This window comes from Kocuria sp. CPCC 205258, assembly GCF_040981005.1.
Taxonomy (GTDB): domain Bacteria; phylum Actinomycetota; class Actinomycetes; order Actinomycetales; family Micrococcaceae; genus Kocuria; species Kocuria rosea.
In genome coordinates this window covers 1-20,760 of the sequence record NZ_JAVKPS010000004.1, presented here as the reverse complement: position 1 = coordinate 20,760, position 20,760 = coordinate 1, and the positions used below count along the sequence as shown (strand labels likewise).

The following is a 20,760-nucleotide window of genomic DNA, read 5'->3' as shown; positions in this document are numbered from 1 at the left end:
GTGGGCCGCACCCTCGCCGTCCGCCTCGACTCGGACGGGGACGTCCTGCTGACCGGGCCCGCGGTGCGGGCCCTGGCCCGGCTGGGAAACCCGGTGGACCTGCTGGCCTCCCCGTCCGGTGCCGCGGCCGCCCGCCTGCTGCCGGACGTGGACGAGGTCCTCGAGTACTCGGCGCCGTGGTCGGGCTTCCGGCCCCCGCCCGTGGACCGGGCGACGACCGAGGACCTGGTGGACGCCCTCGCCGGCCGCGGCTACGACCTCGCCGTGGTGTTCACGTCCTTCCACCAGAGCCCCCTGCCCATGGCCCTGCTGGCCCGGCTCGCCGGGATCGACCGCGTGGTCGCCACGAGCGAGGACTACCCCGGGTCGCTGCTGGACGTCCGGCACCGCCGCGCGGACCCGCCCGGCGGGGGCCACGAGGTCGAGGCGGCGTGTGAGCTCGCCGTCGCGGCGGGCGCCCCCGAGCCCACCGCCGCCGACCTGCGCCTGGCCGTGCGCCGCCCGCTCCCGGAGCTCCCGGCCGAGGTGTCGGCGCTGCCGGACGGGTTCGTGGTGCTGCACCCCGGCGCCTCGGTCCCGTCCCGCGGGCTCACCGCCGAGCACGCCGGGGCCCTCGCGGCGGGACTCGCCGCGGCCGGGCGCCCGGTCGTCCTCACCGGCGGGCCGGGGGAGCGGGAGCTCACCGCGGCCGCCCGGGCCGCGGCCCGGGCGGCCGCCCCGGACGGCACGGTGCTGGACCTCGCCGGCCGGACCGACCTGCCCGGCCTGGCCGCCGTGCTGGACGCCGCCGCGTGCGTCGTCGTCGGCAACACCGGACCTGCGCACCTCGCCGCGGCCGTGGGCACCCCGGTGGTCTCCCTCTTCTCCCCGGTCGTGCCGCCCGAGCGCTGGACGCCCTGGGGCGTGCCCGTCGTGCTGCTCGGGGACCAGGGCGCCGACTGCCGCGGCTCCCGCGCCCGCGACTGCCCCGTGCCCGGCCACCCGTGCCTGTCCTCCGTGTCCCCGGCGGCCGTGCACGCGGCCGTCGAGGAGCTCGTGCACGGCGCGCCCGGGGCCCTCGCCACTGTTCCCGAACCGGAAGGAGGACGCGGGTGCGCATCCTGACCTGGCACGTCCACGGATCGTGGACGACATCGTTCGTGCACGGTCCCCACACCTACCTGCTGCCCGTCGTCGCCGACCGCGGCCCCGACGGCCGCGGCCGCGCCGAGACCTGGGACTGGCCGGCCGCCGCCGTCGAGTGCACGCCCGAGGAGCTGGCCGACACCGCGTTCGACGTCGTCCTGCTGCAGCGGCCCCACGAGCTGGAGCTGCTCGAGCGGTGGACCGGGCGCCGGGCGGGGACCGACGTCCCGGCGGTCTACGTGGAGCACGACACCCCGCGCGGGCCCGCCGTGGCCACCCGCCACCCCCTGGCCGGGCGCTCCGACATCCCCGTGGTCCACGTGACGCACTTCAACCGGATGATGTGGGACAACGGGGACGCGCCCACCGAGGTCGTGGAGCACGGCGTCCTGGACCCCGGACCGCTCTACACGGGACGCACGGCCAGCCTGGCCGCCGTGGTCAACGAGCCCGTCCGGCGCGGGCGGATCGCGGGCACCGACCTGCTGACCGCGCTGGCCCGCGACCTGCCGGTGGACGTGTACGGCATGGGGATGGACCAGCTCGCCGAGCACGCGCCCCACATGGCCGGGCGGTTGCACGAGAACTATCCTCAGGAGAAGCTGCACGCGGCGCTCGGCGAGCACCGGGCCTACTACCACCCCTACCGGTGGACGAGCCTGGGCCTGGCGCTGCTGGAGGCGATGACCATCGGGATGCCGGTGCTCGGGCTCTCGACCACCGAGGCGCCCCGGGCGGTCCCGCCCGGGGCGGGGCTGCTCTCCAACGACCCGGAGGCCCTCGCCGCCCGCGCCCGGCACTGGCTGGACGATCCCGGTGCGGCGGCCGCCGCGGGCGCCGCCGCCCGCGAGCACGCCCTGGAACACTACGGCGCGGACCGCTTCCTCGCGGAGTGGGACCGCATCCTGGAGAAGGTGACAGCATGAGAATCGCAATGGTCTCCGAGCACGCCAGCCCGCTGGCCGCGCTCGGCGGGGTCGACGCCGGGGGGCAGAACGTCTACGTGGCCGCCCTCGCGGCGGGTCTCGCCCGGCTGGGCCACGACGTCGTCGTGTACACCCGCCGCGACGACGCCCGGCTGCCCGACGTGGTCGAGCTCGCCCCCGGGGCGCACGTGGTCCACGTCCCGGCGGGGCCCCCCAGCCTCCTGCCCAAGGACGACCTCGCCCCGTACATGGACGAGTTCGGCCGCTGGCTCGCCCGCGACTGGGCCCACCGCGGGGTCCCCGACCTCGTGCACGCCCACTTCTGGATGTCCGGGATCGCGGCCCGCCGCGCCGCGGAGACGATGCAGATCCCGGTGGTGCAGACCTTCCACGCGCTCGGGGCCGTCAAGCGCCGCCACCAGGGGTCGGCCGACACCAGCCCCACCGGCCGGCTCGCGGCGGAGAACGAGCTCGTCGCCGCGGCGGACCTCGTCCTGGCCACCTGCCGGGACGAACGGGCCGAGCTCCTGGCCCTCGGCGGGGACCCCGCACGGATCGACGTGGTGCCGTGCGGCGTGGACCTCGACGCCTTCGTCCCCGCCCCGCCGCCCGCCGGCGACCGGCGGCCCCGGATCGTGGCGCTCGGCCGGCTCGTGGAGCGCAAGGGCGTGGACGTCGTCGTGCGAGCCCTCGCCGAGCTGCCGGACGCGGAGCTCGTCGTGGCCGGTGGCCCCGCCCGCGCCGAGCTGGACCGGGACCCCGAGGCCCTGCGGCTGCGGGCGCTGGCCCGGGAGCTCGGCGTGGCCGAGCGCGTGGAGCTGCTCGGCCGCGTGGACCACGACGACGCCGCCGCGCTGCTCGCCACCGCGGACGTCGTGGCCTGCACCCCCTGGTACGAGCCGTTCGGCATGGTCCCGCTCGAGGCGATGGCGTGCGCCCGCCCCGTGGTGGGCAGCGCCGTGGGCGGGCTGCTCGACAGCATCGAGGACGGCGTGACCGGCCTGCACGTGCCCCCGCGGGACGTCGCCGGGACCGCGGCCGCCCTGCGCACCCTGCTGGCGGACCCCGAGCTGGCGGCCCGCATGGGCCGCGCCGGGCGGGAGCGCGTGGAGCGGCTCTTCGGCTGGCGGCACGTGGCCCAGGAGACCGAGCGGTCCTACGCCCGCGTCGTCGCCCGGCACCGGCGGGAGCACCCGCCGCTGCTCCGGCAGACCGAGAACTGGCTCGGCGCCCACCTGGACGAGCTGTCGGTCGCCGCGGGCGAGGCCGCCCAGCACGCCGGCGTGGTGGACCGGTGGGGCGCCCGCCTGGCCGGGATGCTCACGCACGGCGGACGCGTGCTCGCCGTGGGCAACGGCGGCAGCGCCGCGGAGGCCCAGCACTTCACCGCCGAGCTCGTCGGCCGCTTCGTCGACGACCGGCGGCCGCTGTCCGCCGTGTGCCTGTCCGCGGAGACCTCGAGCCTGACCGCCATCGTCAACGACTACGGCGCGGAGGAGGTGTTCGCCCGCCAGGTCCAGGCGCATGGGCGGGCGGGCGACGTGCTCGTGGTGCTGTCCACCAGCGGCCGCAGCCCCAACGTCCTGGCGGCGGCCGACCGGGCGCGGGAGCACGGCCTGCACGTCTGGGCGCTCACCGGCCCCGGCCCCAATCCGCTGACCGAGCGGGCGGACGAGTTCCTGACCGTCGACGCGTCCAGCACCTCGGTGATCCAGGAGGTCCACCTCATGCTGCTCCACGCCGTGTGCGCCGCGGTCGACGCGCGCCTCGTCCCGCCTCCTGACGCCGGCCCGGCCGTGCGCGGGGCCTCCGGCGCCCGGGCCGACGGGGCGGCCGTCCGGGCGGGGGTCGCATGAGCCCCGTCCGCATCGTCGTGGTCGGCGACGCCCTCCTGGACCGGGACGTCGACGGCACGTCCACGCGCCTGAGCCCGGACGCCCCGGTGCCCGTGGTCGACGTCGGTGACGTCTTCGCGAGCCCCGGCGGCGCCGGCCTGGCGGCGCTGCTGTGCGCCCTGCCGCCCGCTGTGGGCCCCGTCCCGGTGGAGGTCACGGTGACCCTGCTGGCACCCGTGGCCGCCGACGCCGCCGGCCACGAGCTCGCCGCCGCCCTCGGGGAGGTGGCCCTCGAGCGCCTCGGCCACGAGGGCGGGACCCGCACCAAGACCCGCATCCGCAGCGCCGGCCAGACGCTGGTGCGCGTGGACGAGGGCGGGCCCGGCACCCCGGTGGGCGTCTCGGCATCGCACGTCTCCGCGGTCCTCGCGGGCGCGGACGCCGTCCTCGTGTCCGACTACGGGGGAGGCGTCACCTGCGACCCCGCCGTGCGCGCCGCCCTCGCGGAGCACGCCCGGACGGGCACGGTCGTCTGGGACCCCCACCCGCGCGGCGGGGAGCCGGTCCCCGGCTGCGCCCTGGTCACCCCCAACGCGGCCGAGGCCGCCGCCGCCCTGGGCGCCCCCGCGTCGACCGGCGCCCGCCAGCTCGCGGGCACCCTGCGCGAGCGGTGGTCGGCCCGTGCCGTGGCGGTGACGGCCGGGGCCGAGGGCGCCCACCTCGCGACCGCCACGGGCACGGAGCTCGTACCGGCCGCTCCCGTGCGCAACACCGATCCGTGCGGGGCGGGGGACCGCTTCGCCTCGACCGCGGCCCTGGCCCTCGGCGCGGGCACGGACGTGACCACGGCCGTGGAGTCCGCCGTCGAGGCGGCCGGGCAGTGGGTCGCCGCCGGCGGCGCCGCCACCTTCCGCACCCGCCGCGCCCAGGGCGCCCAGGGCCGCGCGCGCCTGCACCCCGGTGCCGAGCGGCTGCCCCGGGAGGTCCAGGACCTGCTGGTGGACGTGCGCGCCGCGGGCGGCACGGTCGTGGCCACGGGCGGCTGCTTCGACGTCCTGCACGCCGGACACATCGCCTCCCTCGACGCCGCGCGCCGGCTCGGCGACGCGCTGGTGGTGCTGCTGAACTCCGACGACTCCGTGCGCCGGCTCAAGGGCCCGGGCCGGCCGGTGGTCGGCCAGGAGGACCGCGCCCGCGTGCTGGCCGCCCTGCGCAGCGTCGACGCGGTCGTCGTCTTCGACGAGGACGACCCCCGCGCGGCCCTGTCCGTCCTGCGCCCCGACGTGTGGGTGAAGGGCGGCGACTACACCCCCGAGCAGCTTCCCGAGGCCGTGGACGTGCGCGGCTGGGGCGGGGAGGTCACCGTCCTGCCCTACCTCTCCGGGCGCTCCACGACGGCGATCCTCCAGCGGGCCGGCCGTGAGCGCTGAGCCCCGCGGCCCCCGCACCGTGGACCCGGGCGAGGTCGGGCCGGGCGACGTGCTGGTGCTGCGCGCCCTCGGCCTGGGCGACGGCCTGACCGGCGTGGCGCCCCTGCGCGGGGTCCGGCGCATGCTTCCCCGGCACCGGCTGGTGCTGGCCGCGCCCGAGGGCATCGGCACCTGGCTGGCCGAGCTGGGCGTGGTGGACGCGGTCCTGCCCACGTCCGGGCTCGACCCGCTCCCGCCGCTGTCCGGCGGGCACGTGGCGGTCAACCTGCACGGGCGCGGTCCGCGCAGCCACGAGCTGCTGCTCGCCACCGGCCCGGAGCGGCTCGTCGCCTTCGCCGCCGCCGGGCACGCCGGCCCCGCGTGGCGGGCCGACGAGCACGAGGTGCACCGGTGGTGCCGGCTGGTGCGCACGGCGGGGGGACCCTGCGGCCCCGAGGACCTGCTGCTGCGCGAGCACGCTCCGGCGCCCGACGGTGCCCCCGTGGTGATCCACCCGGGGGCCGCCTCCGGCGCCCGCCGCTGGCCCGCGGCCCGCTGGCGGACCGTGGCGGAGGCCCTGGCCGCGGACGGCCACCGGATCGTGGTCACCGGCTCCGCCGCCGAGGCGGAGCTGGCCGCGACCGTCACCGGCGGGCTGTCCGCGGCGGAGAACCGGTGCGGCCGGCTCTCCCTGCCGGAGCTGGCCGCCACGGTGGGGGGCGCCGCCGCGGTGCTCAGCGGCGACACGGGCGTCGCCCACGTGGCCACCGCCCTGGCCGTGCGCTCCGTGGTCCTCTTCGGCCCGACGCCGCCGGCCCGGTGGGGCCCCGCGGTGGACCCCGGGCTGCACACCGTGCTGTGGCACGGTGACCCGGCGGCCGCGACGTGGGGCGATCCGCACGCGGACGCCCTGGACGACCGCCTAGCCGCCGTGACGGCCGACGAGGTCCTCGCCGCCGCCCGCGCCCAGCTCGCCCAGGGCGCCGGGGTCCCGGCCCGGCCCTGAGGCCCGCCGCCCACCACCCGGCCCGTTCGCCGAGCCGTTCCCATCCGTCCCGATCCGTCAGGAGCACCGTGAATCCCACAACGAACGCGACCACCGCCACGAGCGCGACCCGTCCGATCCGCCGGGCCGTGGTGACCGGGGGGACCGGCTTCCTGGGCAGCCACCTGTGCACCGAGCTGCGCCGCCGGGAGGTCGAGGTGGTGTGCCTCGACAACTTCCTCACCGGCTCCGCGGCCAACATCGGCCACCTCGTGGGCGACCCCGGCTTCCGGCTCGTCCAGTGCGACGTCACCGACTACGTGCACGTGCCCGGGGACGTGGACCTCGTCCTGCACTTCGCGTCCCCGGCGTCCCCCATCGACTACCTGAAGCTGCCCATCCACACGCTCAAGGTCGGCTCGATCGGCACCCACCACGCCCTGGGCCTGGCCAAGGACAAGGGCGCCCGGTTCGTGCTGGCCTCCACCTCCGAGGTGTACGGCGATCCGCAGGTGCACCCGCAGGCCGAGAGCTACTGGGGCCACGTCAACCCGGTGGGCCCGCGGGGGGTCTACGACGAGGCCAAGCGCTTCGCCGAGGCCCTGACGGTCGCCTATCGCGCCGAGCACGGGGTGGACACGGCGATCGTGCGGATCTTCAACACCTTCGGGCCCCGGATGCGGCCCTTCGACGGCCGGGCAATCCCCACGTTCATCCGCCAGGCCCTGGCCGGTGAGCCCCTCACCGTGGCCGGGGACGGCACCCAGACGCGCTCCGTCTGCTACGTCTCCGACCTCGTCCGCGGCATCCTCGCCCTGGCCGACAGCGGGCACAGCGGGCCCATGAACATCGGCAACCCGCACGAGCTGTCCGTGCTGCAGATCGCCCACGACGTCATCGCCGCGACCGGCACGTCCTCGGGGGTCGAGTTCGTCGAGCGTCCCGTCGACGACCCCATGGTGCGCCGCCCCGACACCACGCTCGCGACCGAGGTCCTCGGCTGGTCCCCGGAGGTCCCGTGGGCGGTGGGGCTGGAGCGCACCGTCGAGTGGTTCCGGGAGGGCGCCGGCCTCCCGGAGACCGCCGTGCGGGCGCGCTGAGCGCGCGGGCCCGGCCGCGCCGGCCCGGCGGGGCGCTCCACCGGCCGCTGCGCCGTCCGGTCCGCCGGGCGCTCAGCTGACGTAGCGGCGCGCGGCGCTGGCGCGCTGCGACTCCTCCAGCGCCCGGAACCGCCGCTCGACGCGCTCGGGCAGGGGCCGCCGCTCGCGCAGCACCCACGGCGCACCGCGCAGGGCGTCGAGCAGGGCCAGCGCCGTGACCCGGTCCCGCGGGGCGGCGCCGACCACGTCCCGGGTCCGGCGCAGGGCCGCGCGCAGCGGGCGGCGCAGCCAGATGAACCACAGGGTGTTGCGCAGTCCGTGCCGGCGCCGCAGGTGCGGGTCCCGGACCGTGGAGGCCTGGTGGTGGACCACCACGTCGGGCAGGTGCACGAGCTCCCATCCCGCGGTCGCGAGGTCCGCCGCCAGCAGCTCCTCCTCGCCGCCGAGCCACAGCCGCTCGCTGAACCCGCCCACCTCGCGGAACGCGGTCCGGCGGACCACGGAGGCCCCCGCCAGGAAGCTGCCGAGGGCGGGGCCGGGCATCCACGCGGGACCCTCGACGGGCGAGTGCAGCAGCTCCGCGTTGATCGCGTCCTCCCGGGACCCGGGCTCCACGAGGATCCTGCCCGTGACCACGCCCAGCCGCGGGTGCGCCTCCAGCGCGTCGGCCGCCCGGCGCAGGGACCCGGGCTCCCACCAGGTGTCGTCGTCGCAGAAGGCCACGAACGGTGCGTCCACGCGCTCCAGCGCGACGTTGCGGCCCACGGCCCCGAGGTTGACGGGGCTCGCGACGAGCTCCGCCCAGGGGTGCCGCTCGCGGATCGCGTCCGCGGTGCCGTCCCCCGAGCCGTTGTCGACGACCACCACGTGCGGCCGTTCCGGGAGCTCCCGCAGCCGGGCCAGGGCCAGCAGGGCCTCCTCCCGGCGGTTGTGGGTGATCATCACGACCGCCACGCGCGCGTCGGGGGCGGTCGCGGGCGGGGGTGCGGGGGTGGTCTCGGTCACGGGCTCTCCTCCGGTGCGGCGGGATCGGCGGGGGCGGGGCCGTGCAGCAGCGCGAGCGCGGCCTCCGTGGTCGGGGACACCCGGTGCCGGGCGCGCAGCGCGGCCGGGGTGCGGGGGAGGGCGCGGAGCAGACCGCGGCGCCCCGCGCGGCCGCCGCGCAGCGCCCTCCGCAGCTCGTGCGCCACGACCCGCCAGGGCCGGCGCAGGAGCACGGTGAGCAGGTGGCTGCGGACGAGCGCGACCTGCCGCCGCTCGTCCGAGCCCCGGTGCGGCGAGGGGTGGTGGTGGGCGCGGATCTCCGGCACGTAGGACAGCCGCCAGCCGGCGTCGAACAGGTCGAGGGCGAGGCGCTCCTCCTCGCCGGGGAAGCGCACGACGTCGTCGAAGCCGCCGGCCGCGAGGAACGCCGAGCGGCGCACGATCGCCCCGCACGCGACGAAGCCGAGCAGCGCCGGGCCGGGGGCCCCGGTGGGGATGCCCAGCGGGGACGCGGCGAGCACGGCGTTGAGCGGGTCCGGGCGCTCCTCGGGGCCCACGGCGATGGACCCGGCGATCAGGCCGAGCCGGGGGTGGGCGTCGAAGACGGCCGCGGCGCGGGCGAGCGCCCCGGGGGCCCACCACGAGTCGTCGTCGGCGAAGGCCACGTAGGGGGTGCGGGCGAGCCGGACGCCGACGGTCCGGGCCACGGCCCCGACGTTGCGGGGCAGCTCCAGCACCTGCACGTGGGGGTGGGCGGCGCGCACCGCCTCGGCGGAGCCGTCCGTGGAGGCGTTGTCCACGACGACGACGGGACCCTCGTGCCGGCCCAGGTGCGCCACGAGCTCCTCCCGGCGGTTGCGGGTGGCCACGACCACCGTGACGCGGCGCTGGGGGTCCGGGGCGTCCATCGTGTCCTTCCGTCGGGTCCGCCGGGGCGGCGGACGCGGTTGCGGTCGCGGGCCCGCCTCCGGGCGGACACGCCCTCCCATCGTAGGGGCAGGTCCTCCCGCCCTCCGGTGCACGGCGCGTGACACAATCGGGAGGAGCCTCGGCCACCGGGTTACCGCGGCGAAATACGGCCCGTCCATACTGCACGTACTGCCCGCCCCGACCCCGAAAGGCCTGTGATCGCCCGACATGTCCGACCTGTTCGAGAACTACGCCGCCGACATGGCCGTGGCCGCGGCCTACGACGAGATGTACACGCCGGACCGGCAGGTCCGCCCCGGCTACGACCGCATCGGCGGTGTCCTCGACGACCTCTCGCTCAGCGACGTCAACACCCGGGCCGACTCCATGGCCCGCTCCTTCCTCGACCGGGGCGTGACCTTCGACTTCGCGGGGGAGGAGCGGCCCTTCCCGCTCGACATCGTGCCCCGGGTGATCACCGCCGAGGAGTGGGACGTCATCGAGCGCGGCGTGAAGCAGCGGGTCCGGGCCCTGGAGTGCTTCCTCGACGACGTCTACGGGGAGCAGCGGGTCGTGGCCGACGGGATCGTGCCGAAGGCGCTGATCACCTCCTCCGCCCACTTCCACCGGAGCGTGTGGGGCTTCCGGCCCGCGGGCGGCGTCCGGATCCACGTGGCGGGCATCGACGTGGTCCGGGACCAGCAGGGCGTGTTCCGGGTCCTGGAGGACAACGTGCGCGTGCCCTCCGGGGTCTCCTACGTCATCGAGAACCGGCGGGCCATGACCAAGGGTCTCCCGGAGGCCTTCATGTCGCAGCCGATCCGCGCCGTGGAGGCCTATCCCCGGCACCTCTACAAGGCGCTGCGCGCCACGGCCCCGGAGGCCGCCGAGGACCCCGTGGTGGTGGTCCTCACCCCGGGCGTGTTCAACTCCGCCTACTTCGAGCACACCCTGCTCGCCGGGCTCATGGGGGTGGAGCTCGTGGAGGGCCGCGACCTCGTGGTCCGCGGCGACAAGGTCTACATGCGGACCACCGACGGCGAGCAGCGCGTGGACGTGATCTACAAGCGGATCGACGACGAGTTCGTCGACCCCCTGCACTTCCGCTCCGACTCCGCGCTCGGCTGCTCCGGGCTCGTCAACGCGGCCCGCGCCGGGAACGTGACCATCGCCAACGCGATCGGCAACGGCGTGGCCGACGACAAGCTCACCTACTCCTACGTCCCCGACCTCATCCGGTACTACCTCGACGAGGAGCCGGTGCTGCCCAACGTGGACACCTACCGGCTGGAGGAGGACGAGGCCCGCGCCTGGGTGCTCGAGCACCTGGACGAGCTGGTCGTCAAGCCCGTGGACGGGTCCGGCGGCAAGGGCCTGGTCATCGGCCCCCATGCCACCGCGGCGGAGCTCGAGGAGCTGCGGGCGAAGGTGCTGGCGGACCCGCGCGGGTGGATCGCCCAGCCGGTGCTGCAGCTGTCCACCGTGCCGACGTTCGCGGACGGGGAGTTCAGTCCCCGGCACGTGGACCTGCGGCCCTTCGCGGTCAACAGCGGCGACGAGGTCTACGTGCTGCCCGGCGGGCTGACCCGGGTGGCCATGCAGAAGGGCTCGCTGATCGTCAACTCCTCGCAGGGCGGCGGCTCGAAGGACACCTGGGTGCTCGGCCAGCCGCAGACCCAGGACCTCGACCCCGGCCAGGCCCCGCCCCCGGACGTCGACTCCTCGGTGCACACGTGGCCGGTCTCCGCGTCCTGGCAGGACGAGGGCGACAACGGCCAGCAGCAGCAGCAGCAACAGGCCGTGACCACCACCGCGACGACCCGCACCGGAGAGGGGCCCACATGCTGAGCCGCATTGCCGAGTCCCTGTTCTGGATCGGCCGCTACGTCGAGCGGGCCGACGGGGTGGCCCGGATCCTCGACGTCCACCTGGAGCGGATCACCCAGCTGCCCGTGGGCGAGCAGGAGGCCGAGGTGCGCCGGATCATGGCCGTGATGGGCGTGGAGCCCGGGGACGGGGACTACAGCGTCCGGTCGATGATCCACGAGCTCGCGTGGAACAAGGACTGCCTGACCTCCATCTCCGGCTCCCTGCACGCCGCCCGCGAGAACGCCCGCCGCGCCCGGGAGACCGTGTCCTCGGCCATGTGGGAGTCGCTCAACTCCACGTACTACGGCCTGGGCCAGCACCGCCGCGACGTCGTCGGCACCTTCCGCGTCTGCCACTGGACCATCGAGCGGATGGCCACCGTGCGCGGACAGACCCAGATGACCATGTCCCACGACGAGTCCTGGATGTTCCTGTCCCTGGGCGCGGCGATCGAGCGGGCGGACATGACGTCCCGGCTGCTGTGGACCCGGTCCACGTCCACCTCCGGCATGTCGTGGGTGTCGATCCTGCACTGCGCCGGCGGGTACGAGGCCTTCCTGCGCACCCGCTACGGCACGTTCAGCGACGAGTCCGCGACCGAGTTCCTGCTCCTGGACCGGCTCTTCCCCCGCTCGATCCTGCACGCGCTCACCACGGCGGAGGAGATCCTCGTGGGCCTGGAGCCCGGTCTGCAGCGGGTCGGGTTCAAGGACGACGCCCGCCGGATCATCGGCGAGGCGCGCACGGCGCTCGAGTTCCACCACGCGGAGGACCTCATCGCGGTCCTGCCCGAGCACCTGAACAACGTCCAGGCCGCGTGCGCGAGGGCGTCGGAGGCCGTGAGCACCAAGTACTTCTCGCACGCCGTCGAGGCGTCCTGGTTCGGAGGCATGCTGTGACCCGGCTCAAGATCGACCACGTCACCCGCTACGACTACAACGACAACGTCTCGAAGTCCTACAACGAGGCCCGGATGACCCCCCTCTCGGACGACGAGCAGATCGTGCTCGAGGCGGAGCTGACGCTGAGCCCGGGGACCGCCACGGTCAGCAACTACCGGGACTACTGGGGCACCCGGGTCGCGGCCTTCGACATCCAGGGCCGGCACCGGCACCTGGAGGTCCGCTCCTCGGCCACGGTGGAGGTGCACCGGCGGCCCGGCGACGAGGTCGCCGACGGGCTGAGCTGGGAGGAGCTGGCGACCCCCGAGGTCCTCGACGCGGTCTCCGACTTCCTGCCCCAGACCCCGCTCACCCGGCTCGGGCCCGAGCTGGAGAAGGTCGCCGAGGAGATCCGCAAGGAGGCGGCCGACCCGGCCGCGGCGGCCGCGGCGATCTTCCGGGGCATCGCCTCGCACATGCAGTACGTGCCGGGGGTCACCGGGGTCCACACGGACGCCGAGGCCGCCTGGCGGGAGGCCAAGGGCGTGTGCCAGGACCTCGCGCACGTGGCCATCGGCATGATGCGGCACATCGGGATCCCCGCCCGCTACGTCTCCGGGTACCTGCACCCCGACTACGAGGCGGGCATCGGCGCGACCGTGCCGGGGGAGTCCCACGCGTGGGTAGAGTGGTGGAACGACCGCTGGTACGCCTACGACCCCACCAACCACACGCGGCTCACCGACTTCCACGTCACCGTGGCCCGCGGCCGCGACTACACCGACGTCACCCCGCTCAAGGGCATGGTCACCGGCGGCGGCGGCACCTCGGGGCTGCAGGTCCAGGTCGAGGTCACCCAGACCGCGTGACGACGGCGGGGCCGCCCACCTCCCCGAGGTGGACGGCCCCGCCGTGACGGGTGGGATCCCTAGCTCTCGAAGCGGAAGTTCTTCGGGGCGACCGTCAGCCCGGAGGGCGTCACGGTCAGGCCTCGGGCCCGGTCCTGCTCCGCGTCCACGCCGACCTTCACGCCCGGGGGCACGACCACGTTCTTGTCGAGGATGCACCGCTCCACCACGGCCCCCTCGCCGATCCGGACGTTGGGCAGCAGGACCGACTGGTTGACGGTGGCGTCGTTGTTGACCAGCACCTTCGGGGAGAGCACCGACTCGGTCACGCGCCCGCCGGTGACCAGGACCCCGCGGGAGAGGATCGAGTCGGTGGCGATGCCGCCCTCGCCCCGCGGGCCGCGCACGAGCTTCGCCGGCGGGGCCTGCATCTCGTTGGTGTAGAGCGGCCAGTCGTAGTTGTACAGGTTGAACACCGGCAGCGGGCGGATCAGGTCCATGTGGGAGTCGTAGTACGAGTCCAGGGTGCCGACGTCGCGCCAGTACTGCCGGTCACGGTCCGTGGAGCCCGGGACGTCGTTGTTCGTGAAGTCGTAGACGGCGGCCTCGCCACGGTCCGCGAACCACGGCATGATGTCCCCGCCCATGTCGTGGCTCGTGTCCTCCTTCGCCTCGTCGGCCCGCAGCGCCTCGACGAGCGCGTCGGTGTCGAAGACGTAGTTGCCCATCGAGGCGAAGAAGGCGTCGGGGTCGTCCGGCAGGGGAGCCGTGCTCTCGGGCTTCTCCACGAAGCGGGTGATCTTCGTGACGTCCTGCGGGTCCGTCTCGATCACGCCGAAGGACGTCACCATCTCCATCGGCTGGCGCACGCCCGCCACGGTGGCGCGGGCCCCGGACCGCACGTGGAAGTCCACCATGTCGGAGAAGTCCATCCGGTACACGTGGTCCGCGCCGACCACCACCACGATGTCCGGCTTCTCGTCCTCGATGAGGTTCATCGACTGGAAGATGGCGTTGGCGGAGCCCAGGAACCACTCCTTGCCCCGCCGCTGCTGGGCCGGCACGGTGACCACGTAGTTGCCCAGCTGGGCGGAGAGGCGCCAGGTCTGGGTGACGTGCTGGTCCAGGGAGTGCGACTTGTACTGCGTGAGCACCACGACCTGGAGGTAGCCGGAGTTCACGATGTTGGACAGCGCGAAGTCGATCAGCCGGTAGCCGCCCGCGAAGGGCACCGCGGGCTTGGCGCGGTCCACGGTGAGCGGCATCAGGCGCTTGCCCTCGCCTCCGGCCAGGACGATCGCGAGAACCTTCTTACGGTGGGGCATGGGAACCTCTCTGACTTCTTCGGCAATCGGGCGCAACATCTCCGCCTCGCGGTGCGGAACCACTCGACAGGCGCCTTCATTGTGTCTTAACAGCCGCGAAGGGGGGTGACCGCTCGCACAGGAGTCCTGATGTGTCTGCCGGAACGGCGCGCACGGATCCCGGCGCGCGATTCCCCGTGGCACCGTGCCGATCCTGCAGTACGCTCGGAACCGTGCGAGTAGATATCTTGTCCAAGGAGTTCCCGCCCGAGATCTACGGCGGCGCCGGAGTCCACGTGTCCGAGCTCTCGCGGGTGCTGGCCCCGCTCGTCGACCTGAGGGTGCGGTGCTTCGGTGCTCCGCGCGAGCCCCGGGTCAACGGCGTCGAGGTCCAGGCCTACCCCGTGCCCGCGGACCTGGCCGGCGCCAACGCCGCGATCCAGACGCTGGGGGTGGACCTCGCGATGATCGGCGACATCGCCGGCGCGGACCTGGTGCACTCCCACACCTGGTACGCCAACATGGGCGGGCACCTCGCGTCGCTGATGTACGGCATCCCCCACGTCCTCTCCGCGCACTCCCTCGAGCCCCTGCGCCCGTGGAAGGCCGAGCAGCTCGGCGGCGGGTACGCGGTCTCCTCGTTCGTGGAGAAGACCGCCTACGAGGCGGCCGCGGCGATCATCGCCGTCTCCGACGGGATGCGCCAGGACATCCTCCGGTCCTATCCGGACGTCGACCCCGACCGGGTCCGGACGGTGCACAACGGCATCGACGTGAGCCAGTGGGTGCGCGACGAGGGCACCGACGTGCTGGAGTCCTACGGCATCGACCCGGCCAAGCCCTCGGTGGCGTTCGTGGGCCGTGTCACCCGGCAGAAGGGCGTGCCGTTCCTGCTGCGCGCCGCGGCCCTGCTGCCCGAGGACGTGCAGCTCGTGCTGTGCGCCGGCGCCGCCGACACCCCGGAGCTCGGGGCCGAGGTCAATGCGCTCATCGACGAGCTGAGGGCCACCCGGTCCGGGGTGGTGCTCATCGAGAAGATGCTGCCGCGCCGCGAGATCGTCCAGATCCTCTCCGGTGCCACGGCCTTCGCCTGCCCGTCCGTGTACGAGCCGCTCGGGATCGTCAACCTCGAGGCCATGGCCTGCGGCACTGCCGTGGTCGCCTCTGCCACGGGCGGCATTCCCGAGGTCGTCGTCGACGGGGAGACGGGCCGGCTGGTCGCCATCGAGCAGGCCCAGGACGGCACCGGCACGCCGGTCGATCCCGAGAAGTTCGTGGCCGACTTCGCCGCCGCGCTGACCGAGGTGGTCTCCGACCCGGTGCGCGCCCGGGAGATGGGCGCCGCCGGCCGGCGCCGGGCCGAGGAGCACTTCGCGTGGGAGTCCATCGCCGAGCGGACCCTGGAGGTCTACCGCTCCGTCCTCTGAGTCGCCGCGGCACCGCATGCCCTCGGCGGGCGGTGCCGGCGCCGGGCGGTGAGAGGCGGCGGCCACCGTGGTCCCGTGGGAGAACGGGGCGGCGGCGGCCGCCGCCGGCACAGGTGAGGGGGGTCCCCGGCCGTGTCGAGGGTCCCTGGCGCCGGCGGGGACGGGGGGCTCCCCGGTGGCGCGAATGCAACCCTCGAACGAGCATCGTCCCAGGTCAGCTGGGTAATCCTGGAGATGCTCAGCCACCATTCAACCGCATGGCGGGGCACGGTGGAAGCCGGAAGTGCGCTTACTCAGGGGTTTTCAGCAAAATTTTCGGCGCGGTCCCGCCGCTCCTCCGGGCAGCGGCGTCGATGTGAACGGCGGCCGCGCATGTGGTACCTTATTTTCTGTTGCGTTCAGGAGGAACGGCCGGAAACGGCACCACGTTCGCCCTGGATCCACTCGCGCGGGTGGCGGAATAGGCAGACGCGCTAGCTTGAGGTGCTAGTCCTCGTATTAGAGGGTGGGGGTTCAAGTCCCCCCTCGCGCACAGGAAGCGGCCTGGTGAGGCCGAAGACGGTGGCCCCGTCGTTGACAGGAGTAAAAATCTTGTTGACGGCGGGGCTATTGTCATCGCCATGGCAAGCATCAGGCAACGCGCGCACAAGGACGGGTCTCTGACGTGGGCAGTACTTTGGCGCGATCAGGACACCGGCAAGCAAACCTCTCGCACCTTCGACGATCAACGCGAAGCAACGATGCTCAAGGACTTCCTCGACGCTAACGGCAATTCTTTCCGTCTGGCAGCTCGGTCCGCCGCTGAGTTCCGGTCCCAGGCCCCTAAGCTCGCCGATGTTGTCACGGGACACATCGAGGCGTTGACGGGCGTGGAATCCGGAACACGGGCCAGGTACGAGCGTATGGCTGCCAAACACATCCTTCCCAGCCTGGGTGCCCGACCGGTGGACAAAATCACGCGCGCCGACCTCGCCCTGTGGTTCAACAACTTGGAAGTCGCACCGAAGACGCGGAAGAACATCCACGCCATCCTTTCGGCCGCCCTGGCGACAGCTGTGGACGAGAAGCACATCGACACCAATCCGGCTAAGGGCATCCGCGGCCCCAAGTCCAGCCGTCAGCGAGACGCCGTCTTCCTCACCCCGGAGGAGGTGGACATCATTGCGGAGACAATCGATCCGCGCTGGAAAGGATTGATCTATCTGCTGGCACACTCGGGCTTGCGCTACGCCGAAGCCACGGCCCTGCGCCCAGTCGATGTCACAACCGCAGGAGATCATTCAACTCTCCGTATCAGCCGTGCATGGAAACGAACGGCCAACGGCGAGCAGATCGGCACGCCGAAGTCCCCGAGTTCCCGCCGTCATGTCATGCTCTCGGTGAGGGCTTCGGCGCGCTTACAAGAAGATGTGGCAGGTCGCGGGCTTAAGGACCTCATCTACGCCCGGCCTGGAGGTGGACACCTCCGCAACGGTTGGTTCCATGACCACGTCTGGGGTCCGGCCATGGCAGAGCTGGCGGGCCAGGGGCTGCTATCTGATCGACCAGTACCGCACGATCTGCGCCACACCCATGCCTCATGGTTGCTCGCCGCCCGTGTGCCTATCCATTCGGTGTCGGCCCGCCTCGGGCATGAGTCCATCACCACCACGGTCAACACCTATGGCCATCTCGTTAACGATGCTGACCGTCTTGCCGCGGACGCCCTCGACTAGGCCTTTCTCCAAGTGGGTCACGCGTGGGGAGCCTTAGCACTTGCCGCAGCATCCGTGAGGGCCGTGCCGGCGGCTTCAGAAATCCGGCTGGCGCTTATGTCCGTCTCTGCACCACACCCTGTCGCCCGTCTCAAGGACAGTGTGCAGCGCAGGGGAGGCGCCGGTCGGCGTCATCGACGCGATCGACTTCGGCATGCCGGTCCGGCGAAAACGAGCCTTCTTGGTGGCAAACCGATACGGGACAGCGTCGCTGCCGATCGGCCTCGACGGGCCCGCCCGCACCATGGCGTCCGCCCTGGGTTGGGGCCCTGGCGAGCGCGTGAACACTCGTGGCGCCGGAGCCTCGGGTGGCAACGAGTTCTCCGCCGACCAGGCGGCCTGGTGCCTGACCGGCTCCGCGAGGTCCCGGACCCGGGTCTCCGACGGCCGGCAGCTCACCATCGAGGAGGCTTCGGTCTTGCAGGGTTTCCGCCCCGAATACCCGTTCACCGGGTCGCGGACCGCGGCGTTCAAGCAGGTCGCCGACGTCGTGCTGCCGCCGGTCGCGGCCGCGGTACTCGCCGGCGCCCAGGGGCTGGACTGGCAGGAGCAGGTGCGTTCCTACTTGGCTGAGCTGTACAACCGTCCGCTGGTCGCGGCCGCCTGAAGAACCCGCGGCCTCGAACAGTTCTGACGGTAGAATGGAACGTCACAGATGTCGGCGCGAGGAGGGGTCATGGCGACCACCAGGAAGAAGCTGCTGCAGGCCAAGCGCGCCAAGCGGGTGATGTTCCAGGAACAGGCCGCCGGCCGGTATCTGACTAGCGGCACGGTGCGCCTCTCCAGTCCCGTCAAAGGGCAGGGCGTGGTCGCCCCGGAGGTGCTCCAGCGCGCTGTCACCGAGCAGCGCAGCATCGACGTGCTGCGCGCTGCGATGGCCGCCAGCGAGACCCCGCTCTCCCCGGCCACGGCCCACTCGGTGGCCGCCCAGGAGAACTGGTGGCGCAAGATCGAGGCCGAGCACGGGTGGCTGAACAGCGCGGACACCGCGGTGCTGCTCGGGCGCAGCGCCAACCGCTCCTTCGCCTCGGCCCAGCGGTCGGCCGGGAAGCTCCTGGCTTACCAGCGCGGCAAGACCCATCGCTACCCCAAGTTCCAGTTCGATCTGGCCAAGGGGCAGGTCCGCCCGGTGATCCCTGAGCTGCTGGCGGTCGCCCGCGGCTACGGTGTGCCCGACGAGGACCTGGTGCTGTGGCTGTGCGCCCCGACCTCTGCGTTCGCCGAGCAGGACCGTCCTGTGGACCACCTCGAAGACCGGGAGAGGCTCCTGGCCGCAGCCCACGACGAGTTCGGCGCCCAGTGGTGAGCCCCTGGCCGGCCACCCCTGCCCCTCCCGATCCCTTCGAGCCGCGCATCGCGACGATCCCGGCCGACACCACGCTGCACCGGGTGCACAGCAACACCCGCACGACGGTGGAGTTCAATTCCGGCTTCGGCCCCGGCGGCAGGTTCCACTTCTTCGGGGACCCGTCGGTGCCGGTGCTCTACGCGGCTGCCACCCGTGAGGCGGCGCTGGCGGAGACTCTGTTGCGCGACCGGGTCGTCGGCGACCGGCGTCCGCTGCTACGCAGCACCTACGCCAACGCCGTGCTCGCTGGCGTCTCCCCGGTCCGGGATCTGCAGGTGGCCCAGCTCTACGGCCTGGGGCTGACCCAGCTCGGAGTGCAGGCCACGGAGCTGACCGACACCCCGATCGACAACTACCCGCGAACCCGCCTCTGGGCCGAAGCCGCCCACCGGCTCGGGCTGGACGGCATCGCCTGGATGTCCAAGCGCGACAACAGCACCCAGTCGTACATGCTCTTCGGCGACCGTGTCGCAGGGACGGATCTGGAGGTCGTGTTGGGAAGCGGACTGCTCTTCGCCACCGGGCCCGGATACGACTGGCTGGTGGACGTGTGCCGACCCTTGGGCGTGGACGTCATGGCCCGGTGATCTCCCAGGCGCACCAACCCACGGTGGTGCCGCACACATTGGGGACATGAGCATCCACGCACTCCTCGAGCAGTCCCGCCGCAACCTCGCCTGGCGAACCTGCCCCACCACGACCATCACCATGACCCCCGCGGCGCCCGCTGCTGTGTCGGATCCTGCCGAACAGCTCTTCCGGACCGCCTGAACCCTGACCGCTACCCGGTCACCGGACTGGTCCACGCCCCTGCTGCACTCCAGAGCCATGGGCCTGATCCGTTTCCTGGGCTGACCGACCACCTTCGAGGCCCCGCACCGTCTCCCGTGCGGGGTCTTCGTTCTGCTCAGATCACGAACGGTGTCAGCCGGGCGGCGTCGCCCGGCCCGACGCCGGGGTCTCTACGATGCCCCTAGGACGGTGAGGTACAGCAGCTGCAGCGTGACCGCGCAGACGACCACACCCAGCACCGCTGCCACGGCGATCAGTCGCCACCTGCGCAGCACCAAGTAGGACGTCACGGCCGGAGCGACGACGCCAGCGAGCATCCCGACGACCGTCACCGAGATCCAGACCGGGTCCACCGGGGCGCCCCGAGCCCCGAACATCCCCACGTACTCCAGCTGGAACAGGAAGTAGCAGATCAGCGCGCCGTACAGGCACCCCACCCACAGGACCGCCATCGCGGCGACCGCCAGCACCGGGGTCTCCGGTCTGGGCGGCAGGCCCTCTGCAGGGCTCATCGTTCAGCGCACTCGGTCAGCGCGTCGATCTCCATGGCGAAGGTCATCTCGACCCGGTCGTGGACGACGCCGGGAAGGGACGCGAGATCAAGCCCGCGGAGGTTGCCGAGCAGCTGGGCCGCGGTCCGGTCGTCCAGTAGCGGTCCGCCGGCGCCGAGCGAGCGGCCGTCGCTGTCGAGGACCTCGGCCAGGTAGATCCCGTCTTCGACGTCGTCGCAGCAGAACACCAGTCGGGCGGCGTCCGGGTGCCGGATGCGGGCCCGCAGCACAAGCTCCTCCAGTGCCGCTGCGGTGAGCTCGTGGCGGGCGTACTGGAAGTTGCGGCGGGCGTACTCGAATCGCGCGGTGGAGGTGGTCGGGCCCTGCAGGTCCGGGGGAGAGGCGGGGGGATTCCTCATGGGCTCCACGCTATCGCCGGGCCCTGACAGGTCCTTCTCAGGGCACCCACTCGAAGGACGGCGCATCGGAGAGTTCCAGCTCCGGGGCGAGCATCTGCGCGGCCTCCAGGGTGGTGGCGTAGTGGTCGGGGCACTGGATCCCCAGGCCCGCGGCGGTGATCTTGGACATGGGTGCGGCGGTCACCCCGGTGGAGCGCTCGTCGACGAACGCGGCCACGGTCGGCATCGCGGGAGCGTCCTGAGGCATTTTTTTTTGGGGGGGGGGGGGGGGGGGGGGGGTGTTAAACCGGGGTTGGGGGTGGGGGGGGAACCGGGGGGTGTGCGCGGGCGGCCGAGAGGGGGGTCCCCCGCGCG

Annotated in this window: 21 protein-coding genes and 1 tRNA gene; 16 read left to right on the top strand and 6 right to left on the bottom strand. The window is 73.4% G+C overall.

The window, feature by feature from the left end:
* The 6 genes from RF644_RS08435 (at nt 1) to RF644_RS08410 (ending at nt 7,380) form a co-directional block, all read left to right on the top strand.
* Nucleotides 1–1,104 (top strand): glycosyltransferase family 9 protein, encoded by a 1,104-nt coding sequence (locus RF644_RS08435; RefSeq protein ID WP_368796196.1) that lies wholly within the window; start codon nt 1–3, stop codon nt 1,102–1,104.
* Entirely contained in the window at nt 1,092–2,051 is a 960-nt protein-coding gene (locus tag RF644_RS08430) for a glycosyltransferase (RefSeq protein WP_368796195.1), read from the top strand. Before RF644_RS08435 ends, RF644_RS08430 begins: the two co-directional genes overlap by 13 nt.
* Nucleotides 2,048–3,907: a glycosyltransferase gene (locus RF644_RS08425; protein WP_368796194.1), complete on the top strand. Its 1,860-nt coding sequence runs from the start codon at nt 2,048–2,050 to the stop codon at nt 3,905–3,907. The genes RF644_RS08430 and RF644_RS08425 overlap by 4 nt, the downstream gene beginning before the upstream one ends.
* Entirely contained in the window at nt 3,904–5,316 is a 1,413-nt protein-coding gene (locus RF644_RS08420; RefSeq protein ID WP_368796193.1) for a PfkB family carbohydrate kinase, read from the top strand. The genes RF644_RS08425 and RF644_RS08420 overlap by 4 nt, the downstream gene beginning before the upstream one ends.
* Nucleotides 5,306–6,301, top strand: a complete 996-nt coding sequence (locus RF644_RS08415) for a glycosyltransferase family 9 protein (protein WP_368796192.1) — start codon at nt 5,306–5,308, stop codon at nt 6,299–6,301. The genes RF644_RS08420 and RF644_RS08415 overlap by 11 nt, the downstream gene beginning before the upstream one ends.
* 68 nt (nt 6,302–6,369) lie before the next feature.
* Entirely contained in the window at nt 6,370–7,380 is a 1,011-nt protein-coding gene (locus tag RF644_RS08410) for an NAD-dependent epimerase/dehydratase family protein (RefSeq protein WP_368796191.1), read from the top strand.
* 72 nt (nt 7,381–7,452) lie between these two features.
* Here RF644_RS08410 and RF644_RS08405 read toward each other — a convergent pair whose 3' ends face one another.
* Nucleotides 7,453–8,385: a glycosyltransferase family 2 protein gene (locus tag RF644_RS08405; RefSeq protein ID WP_368796190.1), complete on the bottom strand. Its 933-nt coding sequence runs from the start codon at nt 8,383–8,385 to the stop codon at nt 7,453–7,455.
* The gene (locus RF644_RS08400; protein ID WP_368796189.1) at nt 8,382–9,272 is read right to left on the bottom strand and encodes a glycosyltransferase family 2 protein; all 891 of its coding nucleotides are present in this window, start codon (nt 9,270–9,272) and stop codon (nt 8,382–8,384) included. Before RF644_RS08400 ends, RF644_RS08405 begins: the two co-directional genes overlap by 4 nt.
* Nucleotides 9,273–9,501: 229 nt before the next feature.
* Between RF644_RS08400 and RF644_RS08395 the strand changes: the two genes are divergently transcribed.
* From RF644_RS08395 to RF644_RS08385, 3 genes are read left to right on the top strand one after another with little or no spacing between them, the layout of a single operon-like run.
* The gene (locus RF644_RS08395; protein ID WP_368796188.1) at nt 9,502–11,121 is read left to right on the top strand and encodes a circularly permuted type 2 ATP-grasp protein; all 1,620 of its coding nucleotides are present in this window, start codon (nt 9,502–9,504) and stop codon (nt 11,119–11,121) included.
* The gene (locus RF644_RS08390) at nt 11,115–12,041 is read left to right on the top strand and encodes an alpha-E domain-containing protein (protein WP_017834313.1); all 927 of its coding nucleotides are present in this window, start codon (nt 11,115–11,117) and stop codon (nt 12,039–12,041) included. Before RF644_RS08395 ends, RF644_RS08390 begins: the two co-directional genes overlap by 7 nt.
* Nucleotides 12,038–12,892 (top strand): transglutaminase domain-containing protein, encoded by an 855-nt coding sequence (locus RF644_RS08385; RefSeq protein ID WP_368796187.1) that lies wholly within the window; start codon nt 12,038–12,040, stop codon nt 12,890–12,892. The genes RF644_RS08390 and RF644_RS08385 overlap by 4 nt, the downstream gene beginning before the upstream one ends.
* Nucleotides 12,893–12,951: 59 nt before the next feature.
* On the opposite strand, the gene glgC is transcribed toward RF644_RS08385, so the two are convergent.
* Complete coding sequence (gene glgC / locus RF644_RS08380; protein ID WP_368796186.1) at nt 12,952–14,196, bottom strand: glucose-1-phosphate adenylyltransferase; 1,245 nt, start codon at nt 14,194–14,196, stop codon at nt 12,952–12,954.
* 212 nt (nt 14,197–14,408) lie between these two features.
* On the opposite strand from glgC, the gene glgA reads away from it, so the two are divergent.
* From glgA to RF644_RS08345, 7 genes are all read left to right on the top strand, one after another.
* Nucleotides 14,409–15,602, top strand: coding sequence for a glycogen synthase (gene glgA, locus RF644_RS08375; RefSeq protein ID WP_031283439.1), 1,194 nt, complete (start codon nt 14,409–14,411; stop codon nt 15,600–15,602).
* Between the two features lie 446 nt (nt 15,603–16,048).
* A tRNA-Leu gene (locus RF644_RS08370) sits at nt 16,049–16,134 on the top strand.
* An 88-nt stretch (nt 16,135–16,222) separates the two neighbouring features.
* Nucleotides 16,223–17,317: a tyrosine-type recombinase/integrase gene (locus tag RF644_RS08365; RefSeq protein ID WP_368796185.1), complete on the top strand. Its 1,095-nt coding sequence runs from the start codon at nt 16,223–16,225 to the stop codon at nt 17,315–17,317.
* Nucleotides 17,318–17,456: 139 nt separating this feature from the next.
* Nucleotides 17,457–17,963: a DNA cytosine methyltransferase gene (locus RF644_RS08360; RefSeq protein ID WP_368796184.1), complete on the top strand. Its 507-nt coding sequence runs from the start codon at nt 17,457–17,459 to the stop codon at nt 17,961–17,963.
* A 69-nt stretch (nt 17,964–18,032) separates the two neighbouring features.
* Nucleotides 18,033–18,662 (top strand): hypothetical protein, encoded by a 630-nt coding sequence (locus RF644_RS08355; RefSeq protein WP_368796183.1) that lies wholly within the window; start codon nt 18,033–18,035, stop codon nt 18,660–18,662.
* Nucleotides 18,659–19,291: an RES family NAD+ phosphorylase gene (locus RF644_RS08350; RefSeq protein ID WP_368796182.1), complete on the top strand. Its 633-nt coding sequence runs from the start codon at nt 18,659–18,661 to the stop codon at nt 19,289–19,291. The genes RF644_RS08355 and RF644_RS08350 overlap by 4 nt, the downstream gene beginning before the upstream one ends.
* 46 nt (nt 19,292–19,337) lie before the next feature.
* On the top strand, nt 19,338–19,475 hold the full coding sequence (locus RF644_RS08345; protein ID WP_368796181.1) for a hypothetical protein: 138 nt from the start codon (nt 19,338–19,340) through the stop codon (nt 19,473–19,475).
* A 191-nt stretch (nt 19,476–19,666) separates the two neighbouring features.
* Here the strand turns inward: RF644_RS08345 and RF644_RS08340 are convergent, their stop codons facing one another.
* The 3 genes from RF644_RS08340 to RF644_RS08330 are packed head-to-tail and all read right to left on the bottom strand — an operon-like array spanning nt 19,667 to nt 20,653.
* Complete coding sequence (locus RF644_RS08340; protein WP_368796180.1) at nt 19,667–20,008, bottom strand: hypothetical protein; 342 nt, start codon at nt 20,006–20,008, stop codon at nt 19,667–19,669.
* The gene (locus RF644_RS08335; protein WP_368796179.1) at nt 20,005–20,406 is read right to left on the bottom strand and encodes a hypothetical protein; all 402 of its coding nucleotides are present in this window, start codon (nt 20,404–20,406) and stop codon (nt 20,005–20,007) included. Before RF644_RS08335 ends, RF644_RS08340 begins: the two co-directional genes overlap by 4 nt.
* Nucleotides 20,407–20,443: 37 nt before the next feature.
* The gene (locus tag RF644_RS08330) at nt 20,444–20,653 is read right to left on the bottom strand and encodes a hypothetical protein (RefSeq protein ID WP_368796178.1); all 210 of its coding nucleotides are present in this window, start codon (nt 20,651–20,653) and stop codon (nt 20,444–20,446) included.
* Nucleotides 20,654–20,760 lie beyond the last annotated feature (107 nt).

Bases quoted from the DNA above. Each gene is read 5' to 3' on its own strand.
- RF644_RS08425 (WP_368796194.1), top strand. From the start codon at position 2,048: ATGAGAATCGCAATGGTCTCCGAGCACGCCAGCCCGCTGGCCGCGCTC.
- RF644_RS08420 (WP_368796193.1), top strand. From the start codon at position 3,904: ATGAGCCCCGTCCGCATCGTCGTGGTCGGCGACGCCCTCCTGGACCGG.
- RF644_RS08400 (WP_368796189.1), bottom strand. From the start codon at position 9,272: ATGGACGCCCCGGACCCCCAGCGCCGCGTCACGGTGGTCGTGGCCACC.
- RF644_RS08395 (WP_368796188.1), top strand. From the start codon at position 9,502: ATGTCCGACCTGTTCGAGAACTACGCCGCCGACATGGCCGTGGCCGCG.
- RF644_RS08390 (WP_017834313.1), top strand. From the start codon at position 11,115: ATGCTGAGCCGCATTGCCGAGTCCCTGTTCTGGATCGGCCGCTACGTC.
- glgC (WP_368796186.1), bottom strand. From the start codon at position 14,196: ATGCCCCACCGTAAGAAGGTTCTCGCGATCGTCCTGGCCGGAGGCGAG.
- RF644_RS08365 (WP_368796185.1), top strand. From the start codon at position 16,223: ATGGCAAGCATCAGGCAACGCGCGCACAAGGACGGGTCTCTGACGTGG.
- RF644_RS08355 (WP_368796183.1), top strand. From the start codon at position 18,033: ATGGCGACCACCAGGAAGAAGCTGCTGCAGGCCAAGCGCGCCAAGCGG.
- RF644_RS08345 (WP_368796181.1), top strand. From the start codon at position 19,338: ATGAGCATCCACGCACTCCTCGAGCAGTCCCGCCGCAACCTCGCCTGG.
- RF644_RS08340 (WP_368796180.1), bottom strand. From the start codon at position 20,008: ATGAGCCCTGCAGAGGGCCTGCCGCCCAGACCGGAGACCCCGGTGCTG.
- RF644_RS08335 (WP_368796179.1), bottom strand. From the start codon at position 20,406: ATGAGGAATCCCCCCGCCTCTCCCCCGGACCTGCAGGGCCCGACCACC.
- RF644_RS08330 (WP_368796178.1), bottom strand. From the start codon at position 20,653: ATGCCTCAGGACGCTCCCGCGATGCCGACCGTGGCCGCGTTCGTCGAC.